Source organism: Acinetobacter sp. ABJ_C4_1, from assembly GCF_044538495.1.
Taxonomy (GTDB): domain Bacteria; phylum Pseudomonadota; class Gammaproteobacteria; order Pseudomonadales; family Moraxellaceae; genus Acinetobacter; species Acinetobacter nosocomialis_A.
Window position 1 is genome coordinate 157,665 of the sequence record NZ_JBIUCQ010000005.1, and the last position, 15,879, is coordinate 173,543.

The following is a 15,879-nucleotide window of genomic DNA, read 5'->3' on the forward strand; positions in this document are numbered from 1 at the left end:
TTTTTCAGCTCAAAAACCAGATTTCATCATATATTTAGCGAATTCGGTTTTATTATAAAAATTGAGCTAAATGGATAATAAATTTTAAAGAGATGAGGTTTCTTCCGAGGTATCTCCTGTATGAATCATACGTAATAATTCATTTTTTTGTTGTTCATTTAAGTTTTGGATTTGCTGGTACAAATTGTCAATTTGAGTGGTTGTAGGTTCGGTATCAAGTGGCAATGGATCTATATGCGGCGCTAAAACTTCATCTCGGTGCAAGAGGGTGTAAAGGTGTTCAAGCTGCTGCTGAGTCGTATTTAAATCAAGTTGGCTTGCTTTGCCATGTTCTAATTTAAGGCATTGATAAGCAGCTGCATGTTCAAGTAACTCTTCACGGCTTCCAGTCACTATAATTTGTAAACGCGGAAATGCCTCATGAAGTCGATTTAAAATTTCTGAGCAATGCAGAGCATCTAATTGTGAATCGATTTGGTCAATTAACAAAATTCCTTCACCTTCAAGGCAAGGGTCTAGGCTCAATGGGTTGAGCAAACAAAGTCTACGTACGACATCACCTATCAATGCAATCCATGTTTTGGTTGTATTGGAAAGTTGCTGAAAGGCTAAAGCTTCACCCTTGTAATGGGCCGTAAGTTGAAGACGTGGATGATATTGTAAATAGATGTCTTCAAGTTCTGGAAAAATAATCTTTAATGCCGATTTCAGCGCATATAAATTTGGTGAAGGCAGTTGTTTAGGCTGCCCTGCCAATTCGATTTGAAGTTGACGTAAAAGTTCTTCCTGATTTTGTGGGTTTGATTGTCGGGAAATAATTCGTTGTACAACATGAGCTGCTTGTGCATTTTCAATATCGCTAATTTCACGCAGCCATTCAAAAAAACGAGCAAAGGTGGTAAACGGGATTAAGCTAATTTCATAAGCAGAAATAGACTGAGTAATCCCTGGCAGGTTTTTATTCAGCAAATTTATATCGTTAACAAATCGCTCAGATGGGTAGTAAGCAAGTAAGGGAAGGCCTTGAAGTGGGTCTTTTCTTGTGACTTGATGATAAAGGGTAATGGTTTGATCGAGCTGCTGAGTTTCAACTTGACTAATCCCTACGCCAGTTGCATTTAAGGTTTTAAATAGTTTCCAGCTACAAATAGATGTGTCGGTTTGCTGTGCGGATGTGGTTTCAGGCAGTTGCCCGAATTCTGATGGAATATGAATGCTGACTTCTATTTTAGACTGTAACCGAGAATGGGTAATGTCTTGATCAGGCATGACTACGCCCGGGGTACGAACATCTTTCAAGCGAGCAGGAAACCACGTTAAAGCATGGTAAATATGCTTGAGTAGCATACTTTTACCGGTTGCCTGCTCACCTAAAATTAAAGTAATCGGTTGTTTATCATATTGAAACTGGATCTTTAGGTCATGAAACAGAGCAACATGTTTAAATTGGATGGATTCAAGTCTCATAGGCTCACCTAATTATGAGCGCTTCAACCAACCGACTTACGAAGACTTAAAGGCGCCCTTACTTTTAATTGTTGTATCAGATCATAAAGATGATGGATGTTTAGACTTACTTTAGCACGAGTACAGGCCACGTAAAGTAATCTTAATTCCTCATCTGTAATCTTGTGTTCTAAACCATTAATTTTAAATTGATAGTCATCTTCAATATGGACACGATTCCACTCTAATCCTTTTGCTTTATGGGCAGTTGAGATGACATAGTCAGCTTGCTCAAGGGGAGTAATTTTAGAAAGCGCTTTTTTCAGTGGGTCGGTACCATGATCATCTACCAGTTTAACCAATGGTTTGATGTCACTTCCTTCATTGGTTTCACAGTATTCATGTACATCGTGCCATGAGTTAAACCATGCTAACTCGGGAACGTCAGTAACTCGTTTTCCTTGCTTCAAGAGGCTTGCAGCATCTACAAAACGGTTTAGTTTTTGATGATCTGCCTGCAAACTTACTTTATCGCCGTGAACTAAGCCTGCCAATAACAGCTCCATTGCCCGAGCATTGGTACGACACAAAATCGCATCACGCATTTTGGTATGTGGTTTATTGACTACACTCGATTTCTGGTTCGGATTGCCAAGCAGCGGAACTGTTTCATTTAAACCACCTAGCAACGCATTGGCGACATCGGCAATTGCCTCTCCAAAACGGAAAGAAGTCGTTAAGCGAGACTCTGGCAAAGGCAGTTGTTGCATGGCATTAACTGCACCACGCCACGCGTAGATTTGCTGATGTGCATCGCCTACATAAATAACCTGCGTACTTTTTTGACGAAGTAAGATACCCAACATTAAAGGATCAGCATCTTGTGCTTCATCAAATAAGACATAATCGGCTGGAATGTTTGGTTCAGACAATGCCCAAAGTTTGAGGTAAATATCGTGACCAATTCCGGCTTGATGATTTGGGTCGATAGACTCTAACCAGCGCCGTTCAACAGCAGGGTAAAGGTGGGTCTGTAGCTCGGTAATATCGTCTGGATGTAACCAATTTGGCGCCTGAATATGTCGAGGAGCTGGGTATTGAGAACTTGTTGAGCAGAAATAGCTCACCGCATTTGCGACAAGACTCGCCAGACGACTTGGCATTAAGACGTATTTTTCATAACGTCCACCCATCATGCGTCGTAAGGTAATTGGTTCTAGTCGATATTCTTTGGCAATAAAGCTTGGACTTAAGCGAGGTAGGCGTAATTTATCAGTCACACCACGTGGCACACTGCGAAATGCGAGTGAGTGGAAAGTACGGCAGTCTACATTGCGATGAAATTTGTTTTGAGCTTCACCAGCAATGGCTTTGTTAAAAGCCAAATACATACCGCGCCGTTCAGGCATGGCATCACTAATCATTTGTAATGTAGTAGTTTTACCTGTACCCGCATAGGCAATCACTTTAAATGATTGCCCAAGACGTCCGTTATCTATGGCAATGGCTTGCTCATAGGTGGCTTTAGGTTTTTCGATATTCGACACTGAGTGATTTTAAACCTTGTTACGGTTAGCTTTTTCAACTAAACCAGATAAACCCTGACGACGAGCTAATTCGTCAATAATAAGTTGTGGATTAAGATCGAAATAACCCAACATGACAATACTATGGAACCACAAATCGGCCGTTTCATAAATCAAGTCATTTAAATTACTTTCTGTATTTTGAGCAGCGTAGTCTTTCGCAGCAATAATAGTTTCTACGCCTTCTTCGCCGACTTTTTCTAAAATTTTATTGATGCCTTTTTTGTAGAGGCTTGCAACATATGAAGTATCAGCTTCTGCTTGCTTACGCTCTTGCATTAATTGCCCTAAGTGAGCAAGTACATCAACTTGTTCAGTAGTATGAGCATGATCGTGGCTTGCAGCTTTGGCTTTGTCACCATAAATTGCAGTAGGGTCCTTTAATTGTGCATCGACAATTTCCCAGCCCTGTGGGGTAAGTTTACGGTAGAAACAAGACTCTCGACCTGTATGGCATGCAATACCGCCGTGTTGCTCAACTTGTAATACGATTACATCACCATCGCAGTCTAAACGAATTTCATAAACTGTTTGGAAATGGCCTGATTCTTCACCCTTGTGCCAAAGTTTTTGGCGAGAGCGAGAGAAGTACACAGCCTGATTTTTTTCTGCTGTGAGCGCAAGTGATTCACGGTTCATCCACGCCACCATCAAAATACGTCCGGTTTGATGATGTTGAGCAATGGCAGGGATAAGACCTTGTTCGTTAAATTTTACTTCATCGAGCCATTGCGTGTTATTCATGAGGAATCACCAAAGAAATATGAACTATAAATTGATTTCAATCAGATGCTAAAAATAGCTTGTATAGTGTACGGCATCAACGTCGCTTTGCGGAAAAATTCTTTGTCCTTTTTGTCTTTGTCAGCGTAATGAATAGCTTGTAACGCTTACCAATCGGTATCTTATTCAAATGACTAAGACGTGAGGATATTTGAAATCTCAATCAAATTTTGATCTGGATCACGAATATAAACTGAAAGAATAGGGTGCACCGCACCAGTACGTTCAACAGGACCTTCTTCAATTTGAATATTTAACTGATTAAGGTGTGCTACCACTTCTGAAATGGGTGTGTCTGAAATAAAACACAGATCGGCAGATCCGGGAGTCGGTTGCAATGCCTTAGGTTCGAACTCGTGACCTTGCTGGTGTAAATTTATTTTTTGATTTCCAAACTGTAGAGCCTTTCTATCACCTTTAAAAGTGATGACCTTAAATCCCAACACGTTTTGATAGAAATTACAGGTATTCTCAATACTGGCAACAGTTAAAACAAGATGATCAAGATGGCTGATTTTCATGTGTTACTCGCTATTATTTGGTTGGGTTAATAGTCAGACAGAGATTCATTTTTTAAATGAAACGCACTGCTTTCTTTAGGTGCTTGAGCGACTTGATCATAATCAAGTTGCTGAAATGAACCTGTCTTTAATCCCGAAATTGTGATTGCCATTTCTTTTCGAAAATAAGGAATTTGATACATCCAAGGGAAAACTAAATCTCTTAAGCTTCCCGCCCACCAATGGTCAGATTGATAAAGTGGTGTTAATAAGCGACTAAGAAATTGATAAAACTGGGTGGATGAACGACGAAGCTGGTGGTAGTGCTGCCAGAGCAGGGACCAATCAATGTTTTGATTCTTTTGAGCTTGTTGCAGGGATTGAGAAAAAGCCCAAGCATCTAATAATGCCATATTGGCCCCTTGTCCTAACTGTGGACTCATTGCATGAGCTGCATCTCCAATGACTCCAATTCGTCCTTGACCAAATTGAGTCATGACGACATCACGGTAATTTGCAGATAGCCATTTAGGCTGAGTTGGACTGTTATACAAAATCTCTTTTAGCCACTCTGCAACTGTGGGCCAACGCTCAGAAACTTGCTTTAACCAAGTTTGTTTAGCCTGTTCATCTTGCAAAAAGCTTTGTAATTGTGGGGTAGGTAAGCTCCAAAATATACTTGAAAGGCGCTGTTGAGGTTCTGTTGGAACTGCTCCTGTAGGAAGAATTCCCATCATAATTTTCGAGCGATCATAAAATTGATGCAGAATTTCAGCATCTAATACTTGGCACTCAGGCACGATACTCCACGCCGCTCCCCATGGATAAGCTTTGTCAACCTTTACCCATGCTTTGGGGCGTAACTGGCTACGCGCACCGTTGGCAATGAGTAGGCCATCAAAGCAAGCATCAAACTTTTGGTTTTGATGACTGCCGAATATCCGAACCTCATTGTTATGTTCTTCAAATCTTTCAACAGAATGGCTCATACACCAAGTAATCTGGCTTGAATACTCGCTAAGCTTTTGAGTGAGTACATGACACAAAGTGGCCCGGTGTATACCTAGACCATAGAGGTTTGCTGATGCTTCGTGATAATGACTGTTAACTAAAAGGCGTTTGTCCGGAAGTTGTCCTTCTAGGCCTGTGACTCTCGCACCTAAGGATAAGGCTTTGTCGAGTACACCTAAATGTTCAAATACAGCTAAGCCCACGGGTTGTAGTAATAACCCAGCACCTACCGGAGATAACTCATCAACTTGTTCAAAAATAGTAACGTTATTGCCTTCTCGAGCAAGCAAAATGGCAGTCGCTAAACCTGCGGTACCTGCACCGATAATGGCAAAATGAGGTGTTTTCATTGTTTGTTCTTTTCAAGCATTTATGAATGCTAATTTAGCAATGAACGAACAAGCGATCTATATTTTTTAAAGATTAAAGTTAGCCATAAAAAAATCCCTTGCACTAGCAAGGGATTTAGAACTTATTTCAATATACGCCAAAGTGCTAATAAGCTACTCAGCACAATTAAAATAATCGAAACAAACCAAGGGCTAATAATCGCAATGGTGAGCAAAATCAGCATGCTACTACCGAACATCCAGCTACGGCGTTGCTGATGTTCCATTTGCAAACGAAGCTGTTGAATTTCACGTAACTGGCGGTCTTGCCAAGCAGACTGGTTCTTTAAACCATTTAAACTGTCAATAATTAAGCTTGGGAAATCCTGAGCACCTAAAAGCAGGTCAGGTAGTTGCTGGCCAAGTTCTTTTACATTTTTGACTGGGTTCATGTTGGACTTAACCCATTCAGTCAAAATTGGTTTTGCCAATTTCCAGATGTCGAGCTGCGGGTAAAGATCGGTACCTAGACCTTCGACATGCACTAAAGTCTTTAGCAACAACATGAGTTGTGGCGGAATCTCTAAATGGAAGCGACGGGCAATATCCATCACTTGAATCAAGATGCCAGCAAAATCAAGTTGATCCATTGGCTTAGACACCATTGGGCCAACGGTGCGACGCATTTCACGCGATAGCGCATCTTGGTCTGTACCCGGTGGAATCCAACCAGCTTGATGAACAATTTGAATGAGCTGCATAAAGTTGCTGTTCATTACAGCAAGCAACATGCGGGCAATGGTCATCTGGTCATGCTTAGATAACTCACCCATAATTGCACAGTCGAGTGCAATAAAACGTGGATTGCTTGGATTAATTGTTTCTACAAAGACATTGCCGGGGTGCATGTCGGCATGGAAAAAGTTATCGCGGAATACTTGCGTAAAGAAAATGGTTAATCCTTTTTCTGCAAGTTGTGCACGGTCCATGCCTAGACGGTCAAAGGTTGCCGTATCTGAAATAGGAACACCTGTAATGCGCTCTGCTACCATGACATCTTTGGTGTCCATGTAGACTTCAGGCACATACATCATGGTTGAGCCAGTAAAATAATGGCGCATACGACGGGTGTTATCTGCCTCAATACTCAAGTCCAACTCATTTAAAATGATCTGGCGGTAGTCTTGAATAATTTCAGTCAGATGCAACGCGCGAGCAGCTTCTAGGCGACTTTCTAAGGTATTGCCTAGCCAAGCTAAAATTTCAAAGTCTTGTAAAATCTGGCTACGAATGTCCGGACGAGTGACTTTTACAACAACTTCACGACCATCATGCAGTGCTGCTGTATGTACTTGTGCAATTGAAGCAGCAGCTAATGGTTGGTCATCAAAGCGAGCAAATAGTGTATTTACGTCTGCTTTTAAAGAATCTTGAATACGTTGTTTGGCAACATTGCTATCAAAAGGTTTAACCTGATCTTGAAGTAAGACCAATTGAGCGAGTATTTCAGGTGGAATCAGGTCGCGTCGAGTAGACAGTAACTGCCCAAGCTTAATTGCAAGCGGGCCCATATCTTCTAAAGCTTCTTTAAGCTTCAATGGGTTTTTGCGTTCACGACTCGACCATGCAGCTGGATGCATCTTAATAATATTTAATGCACGTTGAGCTTTAACAGGTAATTCATCCGCAGGGAACAACGTATCGAGTCTATAGTGCGCTGCAATACGCCAAAGTTCGAGTAAACGTGAAACGTGCGGAATCATATACAGTCTTACCTAGTCTTGAGTGGGTTGTAGTTGTGCATTGAGCTGCTGTAGCTTAGCTTCTAGACGGTCAATGTCTTGATTAAGCTTACGTGTAGCTTGATTTAAATCGTCCATTTCCCAACGTGGGGCAAATAAACCGCTGTCTTCTTTTAAGGCATCTTCAGCAAAAAATAGATGGCTTTGCACGGAGCGTTTTAAATGCTTTGGTGCAAGTTGAATCTTGCCAATTTCATGAGCGAGTTGAGGGCCAATCCATTTTGATAAATGCGCAGCTAAATCAGGTTCAGCCTGCTGCATAATTCTTTGAATATCCTGTAATAGGTGATAATCACCTTGAAGCGGGATATTACCAATCTGGTCTGGATCGCTGACCAATAGTTTGATCAGTTCAACCACATCTTTGACATGCAAAGTGGCTGTGGCTTCAGAAATTTTAAATTGTGGATCAAACGGGCGTTGTTCAAAAATAGAAGGTTTTTCGCTATGCCCAGTTGCAGTAGGTTCAAGACGTACTTTTTCTTGGTCAAAGAATACATCGACAGAAAGTTGCGGGCTATCTATGACCACACGCAACATTTTGCCCTGTAACTGATTGAGCTGAATGCGGGTTAATGCATCCAGATCGATCAGATGATGAATGATACGTTCGACTGCACCGAGTGCCAAAATCGACCACATATCGCTATCCCTTACAGTTTGAAACCGCGGTGAACAGCAACAATACCGCCAGTCAGGTTGTGATAATCACAGTTCTGGAAGCCAGCATTTTCCATCATACCTTTTAAGGTGCGTTGGTCTGGGTGCATACGAATTGATTCAGCTAAATACTTATAACTTTCTGAGTCATTGGCAACCAATTTACCCATAATCGGTAAAGCAGTGAATGAGTAAAGGTCATAAAGTTTTGAGAATGGCTCAAATACTGGTTTAGAAAACTCAAGAATCAGTAAACGACCACCTGGCTTAAGCACACGGAACATAGAAGCAAGCGCAGCGTCTTTATCTGTCACGTTACGTAAACCAAAGCTAATGGTGACAAGGTCAAAGCTGTTGTCTGCAAATGGCTCTAATGTTTCTGCATTGGCAAGAACGAAATCGACATTGGTACAGCCTGCATCAATCAAACGGTCACGACCAACATTCAGCATAGATTCATTAATGTCTGAAAGTACCACATGACCTTGAGGACCAACTTCACGACTAAATACTTTTGCTAAGTCACCTGTACCGCCAGCAATATCCAACACGTGTTGACCACGGCGAACACCAGACATGTTAATTGCAAAGCGTTTCCACAAACGGTGAATACCAAATGACATTAAGTCATTCATAAGGTCATATTTGCTTGCAACTGAGTGGAAAACTTCAGCAACTTTTTGAGCTTTATCTTCAGTTTTAACAGTTGAGAAACCAAAGTGAGTTGTTTCTCCCACATTGCCTGTATTGCTAGCACCACGTGGTAAATTGTATTTCGGTACAGAACCACTAACAGGTGTATCTGTTAAGGTTTGCTGTAAAGTTTGTTGTTGCCCTTGAGGAGTACCTTGCGGTAAAGGTGAGCTTAGGAATGGGCTAACTTTGTCTGAACTTTGTGCCTGCTCAGTTGGAGATGTTGGCTTTTGGTTTTCGTTAGACATATTGTCTCTCCTAGACTCAAACTCAAGTGAAACGGAATAAGTTCTGCATGATGACAGATTTTGTCTATTTTTACAGGCATCACCATGCAAATATAATGAATAAAATCTCAACTTCGCGAGGTTGAGTTTTTTCTATGTGCCGACCTTATCACACTCTAAACGGATTCGGATGTCCTGAATGTACTTTTTCAACAATCTGACGTTCTTTTTCCGTAAAAGTCTTAATAAAAGCCTCAGCCGATTTTAATGGTTTCATTGCGCTAAAACCATCCTGAATAAAATCATACATCAATTCAAAGTGATATTTTTGAGCAAGACCTTTACACATTTTAAAGGCAGTGAACATCATAAATGAACGCATGTATTTATCTAACGCTAATCCTAAGTCGTCAAGAAGAGCAAGTTGCTGGTAACGAGCTTCTGCCTGATCAAGCTTGATTAAGGTTAAGCGCATAATCTCGTCAGTGAGTACTGTATTGGCAGGGTAGTCTTCAAGAAGCTGCATTGCTACTTGTTCATCAAGTTGTGTGGCAAGTACAGCCAGACTTACCGACTTTGTTCCTGTTTTAATTGCATTTTCAGGTAGAACTTTTTCTGCTTTATGAGCATATTTCAATAAACGTTCAATTTGAGCTGCAAGCGCATCAAACTCTGGACCACCATATAAACGGTTTAAAAAATACTCTGACATGAGCTTGTGTTCTGGCAAATTAAAAAAGTCGTGATGAGTATCTTTCATCCGCTCTTTTAGCCATGTTTGTACATCTTGCAAACGCTGGGCAAGCACTGGATTATCGTGATAATTAAATGTTTTATATTGTTGTAAAAGATCATCAAAAGCAGCGAGTTTAGACATTTAAGGCTCTAATATTGGGCTATTTGCAAAAAATCATAAGAGGCATTGTAACCTTCTACTATGGCGAGTAGATGTAAAAAAAATGATTTATGCGTCAATTTTTAGACAGAATTTTGGCGCAATGACATAATTTGTATAGCAATTCATCATCTAAGCGCATAAGTTAAATAACGATGAAATTAAACAATAAAAGATTAGAGCAGTGGACTATGAGTGAACAACAACCAAAATTTGAAATTCGAGACGAGGAACAGCTTTCAGTCGATTTGATTGAAGCACAATATGCTTTAAAAGATAGTCGGGGCAAAAAAAATGCTAAAAGTACACTCATTTTAATGAGTGGTATTGAACTGGCTGGAAAAGGCGAGGCTGTTAAGCAGCTTCGAGAATGGTTAGATCCAAGATATTTACGCGTAAAAGCAGATGCACCGCGTGTGCTGACAGATACCGAAGCTTTTTGGCAGTCATATTCAGAGTTCATTCCAACTGAAGGCCAAATTGTGGTGATGTTTGGCAATTGGTATAGTGACTTATTGGTTACCGCAACGCATGTATCGGAACCTTTGGATGATGCCCGTTTTGATGCCTATGTTGAAAACATGCGGGCGTTTGAACAGGATTTAAAAAATAACTATGTCGATGTGATTAAGGTTTGGTTTGACCTTTCGTGGAAGTCACTGCAAAAACGTTTAGATAAAATAGACCCATCTGAACAGCATTGGCATAAACTGCACGGTTTAGACTGGCGCAATAAAAAACAATACGACACTTTGCAAAAGTTACGCCGCCGTTTTACCGACGACTGGTACATTATTGATGGTGAAGATGAAAAACAGCGAGATCAATTTTTTGCCCAATACCTTTTGCAACATATGCGTGAATTGCCTGAACATGAAAGTGAAGTCAAAGGTAAATGGCAGCAGGCAAAGATTCCTGAAAGTTTGTTAAAACCTTCTAAAGAACAGCTCGATAAAGCTGATTACAAAAAAGAGCTCGATAAACTCAGTAAAAAAATTGCCGATACCATGCGTTTTGATAAACGTAATTTTGTGATTGCTTTTGAAGGAATGGATGCTTCGGGTAAAGGGGGTGCCATTAAACGAATTGTGAAAAACTTAGACCCGCGTGAATATGATATTCATTGTATTGGCGCACCTGAACGTTTCGAAGCAAGGCATCCTTATTTGTGGCGTTTTTGGAATCGTATTAATGAAGCTGAAAAAATTACAATCTTTGACCGTACTTGGTATGGTCGAGTGCTGGTAGAACGAGTTGAAGGTTTTGCATCGCCTTTAGAGTGGCAAAGGGCATACGACGAAATTAATCGCTTTGAAAAAGATTTATTTGATAGTGAAACCATTGTGGTAAAAATTTGGCTTGCGATTAGTAAAGATGAGCAAGAACAACGCTTTAAAGCCAGAGAAGAGACACCGCATAAACGCTTTAAAATTACCGCAGAAGACTGGCGCAATCGTGATAAGTGGGATGACTATTTGAAAGCGGCAGCAGATATGTTTGAACGAACCAGTACCGAATATGCACCTTGGCATATTGTTGCCACTGATGATAAATATACTGCACGTTTAGAAGTGTTAAGAGCTATTTTAAAACAGCTGAGAGCAGATTAAACTCTCAGCCGTGAATTTGATTTTAGTTTACAACCGTGCCACGACTTTTTTGTTGAATACGTTTAGCAAGGTTGTAGCTATCAGTAAGATGCGTTTGGGCTATTTTCTTCATCATAAAATAGCCTAAACCTGCTGCAACAATTTGCCCGCCTAATGGTATAAATTTAGTCACTTGCTTGGTGACAATTTTTCCAAAGAAACCATTAAACGTTTTTTTAACGGTGGTACGCGCGACCACAAAACCTGAAAATTGAAAGCCGCGTTTACGCAGTTCATCCCAATGAATGGTTTTTGTTTTTGGATCATAAACGCTGACATGTTCAGGTGCTAAACCAAAGCGGGAATTAATATCGGGAATAAGCTGTGACAAAATTCCCAAATCTACTACCACGTCAAAAAAAGGAATGGGTACAATTGCTGCACCAGCAGAGACGTAAGCTCTTTTCTGAATGAGCTCGTGGCACTCATCGCGAATTTGTTCCAGATTTAGGCTAGGATCAATATAGTCAGGAATGTTATCAATTTTCATAATGTTTACCTGTAATGGGTTCCTTAAGGGTGCCTTCCAAACACAAGGCAAGTGACACCTAAAGTTAGATTATGCTGTGTTTAAACCAACGTGACATAGTCAGATTCAGTTGTATAGTAATGAATGTTTATGATTTTGTGCATAAATTATGCGAGTAGGATATGAAATAAATGGGCATCCATGTTATTCAAAGTCAACGTATTGATGTGTTGTTGCAGGGCGTACTGGCATCTACGTCCCAACCTTCAACGCATCCTTTACAGGTTTTGAAAGCCCAGCATTTTATTGTGCCAAGTCCTGCGGTAGAGCAATGGCTGATACAAAAACTTGCAGAACAACAAGGAATGAGCGCCAATTACCAGTTCCATCAACGTGTTCGTGGTTTTCAGTGGTATGCCTATCAACAGGTCCTCACAGCGCATAAGGAACAGGTTCGTAAGGCCAATATTCCACGTTTGATTTTTAAATGGCGTGTACATCAGGCATTACAAGAATTTATTCAGCCTGATGAAATGAGTATAGATGACTCACATCCATTACATTCTATTGTTCAGCGTATTTACGACAGCGCAGATCGACTTGAACAAGGGATTGAGAAACAGCTAAAAAAACAAAAAATGTTGTATTGGGTTGCCGAGCAGGCTGCCGATTTATTTAGTAACTACATGGTTTATCGGGGACAGTGCCAACGTGGGTGTGAAAATACCTGTACTTGTCCAAATAACTGGTTAGCAGCGTGGGGACAAGGCCGAGCGCTGGATATCGAAAAGTATATTGCGCAGAAAGATAAAGAAATTTCTGCTTTTACTTTGCAGCAAACACAAGAGTTAGAACGTTGGCAGCGCTGGTTATGGCAGCAGCATTTTCATGATGATTTTATGCAGATGCAGCAAATTGACGAGCTGTTTTGGCAGGAATTAGACCATCCTGAGCGCCAGAAGAAAGCACTGTCTCGTTTGCCGGAGCAAATTGTTGTTTTTACTTTGCTGGATTTACCTCCTAGCCAGCTTCAGTTTTTGCGCCGTTTAGGGCAATACATTGATGTTTTGATTTTGCACTATAACCCTTCACAGGAATATTGGGCCGATAGTGTCGATCCCCTGTGGAAACAACGTTATGACCTTGGAGTGAAAGAGCGTTTTATTGCAAAAAATCCTCAAGCAACCGATGCTGAGATTACCGATTTCTTTAATAAATTTACGCTTAACTTTAATGCTGAAGCACGTGAGTCCAGACATCCACTTTTAACTAGGCTGGGTAAACAAGCCCGCGACCATTTCTCCTTACTTTCAAACTTGTCTACAGGTGAAGAAGGTAAGTGGGTGGATGCCTTTGTAGATGATTTTCCTGAGAGTCTACTTGGCAAAGTTCAGTCAGATATTTTGCATCTGGTAGAACCACAGCCTAAACAGTACGAACTTGCGCCGAACGATGACTCCATTCAAATTCATGTTTGCCACTCAACATTGCGCCAACTTGAAGTATTGAAAGAGCAGTTGATTGGCTGGTTGGCTAAACCACATGAACAGCCGCGTCGTCCAAATGATATTTTGGTTTTAGTACCTAATTTGGCAGAAGTAGAGCCTTTAATACGAAGTATTTTTCCTGCTACTGCAACTGAGCAAGGTGTCCATTTACCCGTAAAAATTGCCGGTATTGCGTCACTCGATGCACTTAATGCATGGCGTGCCGTAATTGGCCGAATTCACCTTATGCAAGGGCGATTTAGCTTTGATGATTTCGCTGACTGGCTTGGTTTACATGCGACGCAGCAGCGCTATGCACTTGAATATGCTCAAGTAGAGCGAGTTTTGGCATTACTGGCCGATGCAGGGTTTAAACGTGGTCTTGATGCAGAGCATCTGAAACGTAGCTTATGTGATGGCGATGATGATTATCGGTATAGTTTTAAATTTGCTTTAGAGCGGTTAGCGCTCGGTATCGCAATTCCCGAACATGCTACATTTAATCAGGTGCTGAGTTACGCTAAAGTTCAACCGGGCGATTTTGAGCTCATTGGTACGCTCATTCAGATTTATCAAGATTTAAATGAGCGCCGTGACTGGCTCATTGTGCATGAGCAAAGAAAAGTTCATACCGTTGAATACTGGCTACAAGTGTTGTCACAAGATATTGTCGAGTTTGAACAGGCCGGTGTTGCTGCTTTAAAAACTGCTCGGGAAATTGTGAAAAAACAAGAGCGTATGTTAACGCTTGCAAGTTACTATGCCGAGGCAGAAACAGGCACTTTACGTAAAATCATCTTGCCTTTGCCTTATATCCTCGATGAGATTCAGCGAACTTTAGAAAACCAGACGGCACAAGCTGAACCGACTGGACAGATTACATTTGCTCAGATTGGACAAATTCGCCCCTTACCTTATCGCTTAATTGTGATGTTGAACCTTGATGCAGGGCAGTTTCCAAATCGTGATACACATGTACCATTTGATTTGATGGATGCCTTACGTCAACAACTGGGTGACCGTTCCCGTCTTGAGGATGACCAAGGCGCTTTTTTAGATGCCTTACTTTTAGCTCAAGAAAATCTATGGCTGTTTTATAATGGCTTTGACGTCAATGACGGTGAAGTGAGAGATCCTTCAAGTATTCTTCAAGAGTTCCGTGAACATCTTGCGCTTATTGTAAAACCGGAGCCAAATGCACCCGAACGTGAAGTGATTGAAGGTATTGAAATTCCGTCTCAATTAAAACAACTCTACCATTTACATTATTTACAGCCGTTTGACCCTAAAGGTTTTATGGCCGAGAACAGCTACATTCGCTACCAAGACCATTGGTTTAATGTGGCAATGCAAATTCAGCAAGCATCCGGTGTTCTTAAGCCTTGGGCGAATACATCTTATCCTTTAGAAATACCTGAAATGCTGGTTTTAGATAGTCATCAGTGGATACAAGATGTGACTTTCCCGGCACGCCTCTATTTAAAAACCTTAGGTGTCGAAAATTTAGGGGGTGTGGGGGAACTAGATCAGAACGAACCTTTGCTTTTAGATGGTTTAGGCCGTTATACCATTCGACATTTTTTACAGCAAAATGAACAACAGGCACAGCCTGAGGCTCTACTTGATCAGTTGCCTGTAGGCAAAGTTCAATATAGTGCTTGGCAACAGGGTATTTTTGAACAGGAATGTTTGCTTGAACGCCTTCATCATTATGCTCCAGCAGTCACGCAAACCACTCAGCGAAGCTGGCGAATTGCCAAACAGCTGCACATGAATATTACGGTGCCAAAGTCTGAAACTCAGGATTGGGTCAGTATGGAAGCATCAAGTGCTCGGGCAAAAAGACGTGCAAAAGTCTGGTTAGAGTACCTGCTTTGGTTGGCCTATTTAAATGAGAGAAGTGCAGGAACTGAAAGACGCCGTATTGTAGTTTTTAGTGATCAAACCGTGATTTGTAAAGGCATTAGTTCAGAGCAAGCTCGGCAGTATTTACAACCGTGGTTTAAAATCTGGCGTTATGCTCAACAGCAGCCACTGGTGCTACCAGCAGCTTTAATGCTAAAGCCTCTGGAAAAAGCTAAAGCATATCAATGGGAAACAACAAATCAGACAGAAAAAATAAAACTGGATGAGAAGAGCTATGCGGAGCTGTTAAAATACTGGAATGAAACGGGGTCATTTACCGCTATTGATATGACACAAAATGAAGCGTGTAAATTGCATAAGGACTGGCGTTTCATTTTGCAAGAACAAGATGCACAAGCATTGCTCCAACATGCTTGTGATGAGTTTGCCTATGACCTGTATCATCCGGTTTTTCAATTTCAACATTCGGAGTAAGG

The 15,879-nt window shown here is 41.1% G+C and carries 12 protein-coding genes; 2 read left to right on the forward strand and 10 right to left on the reverse strand.

Features of this window, described 5'->3' with window-relative positions; translation table 11 throughout:
• Positions 1 to 84: 84 nt before the first annotated feature.
• From ACIF8R_RS08885 to ACIF8R_RS08925, 9 genes are all read right to left on the reverse strand, one after another.
• Entirely contained in the window at positions 85 to 1,467 is a 1,383-nt protein-coding gene (locus ACIF8R_RS08885) for an AAA family ATPase (protein WP_396480301.1), read from the reverse strand.
• A gap of 23 nt (positions 1,468 to 1,490) precedes the next feature.
• Positions 1,491 to 2,993 (reverse strand): UvrD-helicase domain-containing protein, encoded by a 1,503-nt coding sequence (locus tag ACIF8R_RS08890; protein WP_396480302.1) that lies wholly within the window; start codon positions 2,991 to 2,993, stop codon positions 1,491 to 1,493.
• A 9-nt stretch (positions 2,994 to 3,002) separates the two neighbouring features.
• Positions 3,003 to 3,776 carry a bifunctional phosphoribosyl-AMP cyclohydrolase/phosphoribosyl-ATP diphosphatase HisIE gene (gene hisIE / locus ACIF8R_RS08895; protein WP_311070255.1) on the reverse strand — a complete coding sequence of 258 codons (774 nt, stop codon included), beginning with the start codon at positions 3,774 to 3,776 and terminating at the stop codon, positions 3,003 to 3,005.
• Between the two features lie 173 nt (positions 3,777 to 3,949).
• Positions 3,950 to 4,336: a VOC family protein gene (locus tag ACIF8R_RS08900; RefSeq protein ID WP_396480304.1), complete on the reverse strand. Its 387-nt coding sequence runs from the start codon at positions 4,334 to 4,336 to the stop codon at positions 3,950 to 3,952.
• A 26-nt stretch (positions 4,337 to 4,362) separates the two neighbouring features.
• Positions 4,363 to 5,676: an FAD-dependent oxidoreductase gene (locus ACIF8R_RS08905; RefSeq protein WP_396480306.1), complete on the reverse strand. Its 1,314-nt coding sequence runs from the start codon at positions 5,674 to 5,676 to the stop codon at positions 4,363 to 4,365.
• Between the two features lie 122 nt (positions 5,677 to 5,798).
• Positions 5,799 to 7,418 carry an ABC1 kinase family protein gene (locus ACIF8R_RS08910; RefSeq protein ID WP_396480308.1) on the reverse strand — a complete coding sequence of 540 codons (1,620 nt, stop codon included), beginning with the start codon at positions 7,416 to 7,418 and terminating at the stop codon, positions 5,799 to 5,801.
• A gap of 12 nt (positions 7,419 to 7,430) precedes the next feature.
• Positions 7,431 to 8,099 carry an SCP2 domain-containing protein gene (locus ACIF8R_RS08915; protein WP_396480310.1) on the reverse strand — a complete coding sequence of 223 codons (669 nt, stop codon included), beginning with the start codon at positions 8,097 to 8,099 and terminating at the stop codon, positions 7,431 to 7,433.
• A gap of 11 nt (positions 8,100 to 8,110) precedes the next feature.
• Positions 8,111 to 9,058 (reverse strand): bifunctional demethylmenaquinone methyltransferase/2-methoxy-6-polyprenyl-1,4-benzoquinol methylase UbiE, encoded by a 948-nt coding sequence (ubiE, locus tag ACIF8R_RS08920; RefSeq protein WP_263612816.1) that lies wholly within the window; start codon positions 9,056 to 9,058, stop codon positions 8,111 to 8,113.
• A gap of 148 nt (positions 9,059 to 9,206) precedes the next feature.
• A complete protein-coding gene (locus tag ACIF8R_RS08925; protein ID WP_396480312.1) occupies positions 9,207 to 9,914 on the reverse strand; it encodes an FFLEELY motif protein in 708 nt (235 codons plus the stop codon).
• A gap of 209 nt (positions 9,915 to 10,123) precedes the next feature.
• On the opposite strand from ACIF8R_RS08925, the gene ACIF8R_RS08930 reads away from it, so the two are divergent.
• On the forward strand, positions 10,124 to 11,542 hold the full coding sequence (locus ACIF8R_RS08930) for a phosphate--AMP phosphotransferase (RefSeq protein ID WP_263612818.1): 1,419 nt from the start codon (positions 10,124 to 10,126) through the stop codon (positions 11,540 to 11,542).
• Positions 11,543 to 11,564: 22 nt separating this feature from the next.
• On the opposite strand, the gene ACIF8R_RS08935 is transcribed toward ACIF8R_RS08930, so the two are convergent.
• Complete coding sequence (locus tag ACIF8R_RS08935; RefSeq protein WP_263612819.1) at positions 11,565 to 12,071, reverse strand: hypothetical protein; 507 nt, start codon at positions 12,069 to 12,071, stop codon at positions 11,565 to 11,567.
• Between the two features lie 170 nt (positions 12,072 to 12,241).
• Here ACIF8R_RS08935 and ACIF8R_RS08940 point away from each other — a divergent pair, with 170 nt between their 5' ends.
• Entirely contained in the window at positions 12,242 to 15,877 is a 3,636-nt protein-coding gene (locus tag ACIF8R_RS08940) for an exodeoxyribonuclease V subunit gamma (RefSeq protein WP_396480315.1), read from the forward strand.
• Positions 15,878 to 15,879 lie beyond the last annotated feature (2 nt).

What these genes read in the sequence shown, in the direction of transcription:
- ACIF8R_RS08885 (WP_396480301.1), bottom strand. Translation starts at nt 1,467, where the DNA reads ATGAGACTTGAATCCATCCAATTTAAACATGTTGCTCTGTTTCATGAC.
- hisIE (WP_311070255.1), bottom strand. Translation starts at nt 3,776, where the DNA reads ATGAATAACACGCAATGGCTCGATGAAGTAAAATTTAACGAACAAGGT.
- ACIF8R_RS08900 (WP_396480304.1), bottom strand. Translation starts at nt 4,336, where the DNA reads ATGAAAATCAGCCATCTTGATCATCTTGTTTTAACTGTTGCCAGTATT.
- ACIF8R_RS08905 (WP_396480306.1), bottom strand. Translation starts at nt 5,676, where the DNA reads ATGAAAACACCTCATTTTGCCATTATCGGTGCAGGTACCGCAGGTTTA.
- ACIF8R_RS08910 (WP_396480308.1), bottom strand. Translation starts at nt 7,418, where the DNA reads ATGATTCCGCACGTTTCACGTTTACTCGAACTTTGGCGTATTGCAGCG.
- ACIF8R_RS08915 (WP_396480310.1), bottom strand. Translation starts at nt 8,099, where the DNA reads ATGTGGTCGATTTTGGCACTCGGTGCAGTCGAACGTATCATTCATCAT.
- ubiE (WP_263612816.1), bottom strand. Translation starts at nt 9,058, where the DNA reads ATGTCTAACGAAAACCAAAAGCCAACATCTCCAACTGAGCAGGCACAA.
- ACIF8R_RS08925 (WP_396480312.1), bottom strand. Translation starts at nt 9,914, where the DNA reads ATGTCTAAACTCGCTGCTTTTGATGATCTTTTACAACAATATAAAACA.
- ACIF8R_RS08930 (WP_263612818.1), top strand. Translation starts at nt 10,124, where the DNA reads ATGAGTGAACAACAACCAAAATTTGAAATTCGAGACGAGGAACAGCTT.
- ACIF8R_RS08935 (WP_263612819.1), bottom strand. Translation starts at nt 12,071, where the DNA reads ATGAAAATTGATAACATTCCTGACTATATTGATCCTAGCCTAAATCTG.
- ACIF8R_RS08940 (WP_396480315.1), top strand. Translation starts at nt 12,242, where the DNA reads ATGGGCATCCATGTTATTCAAAGTCAACGTATTGATGTGTTGTTGCAG.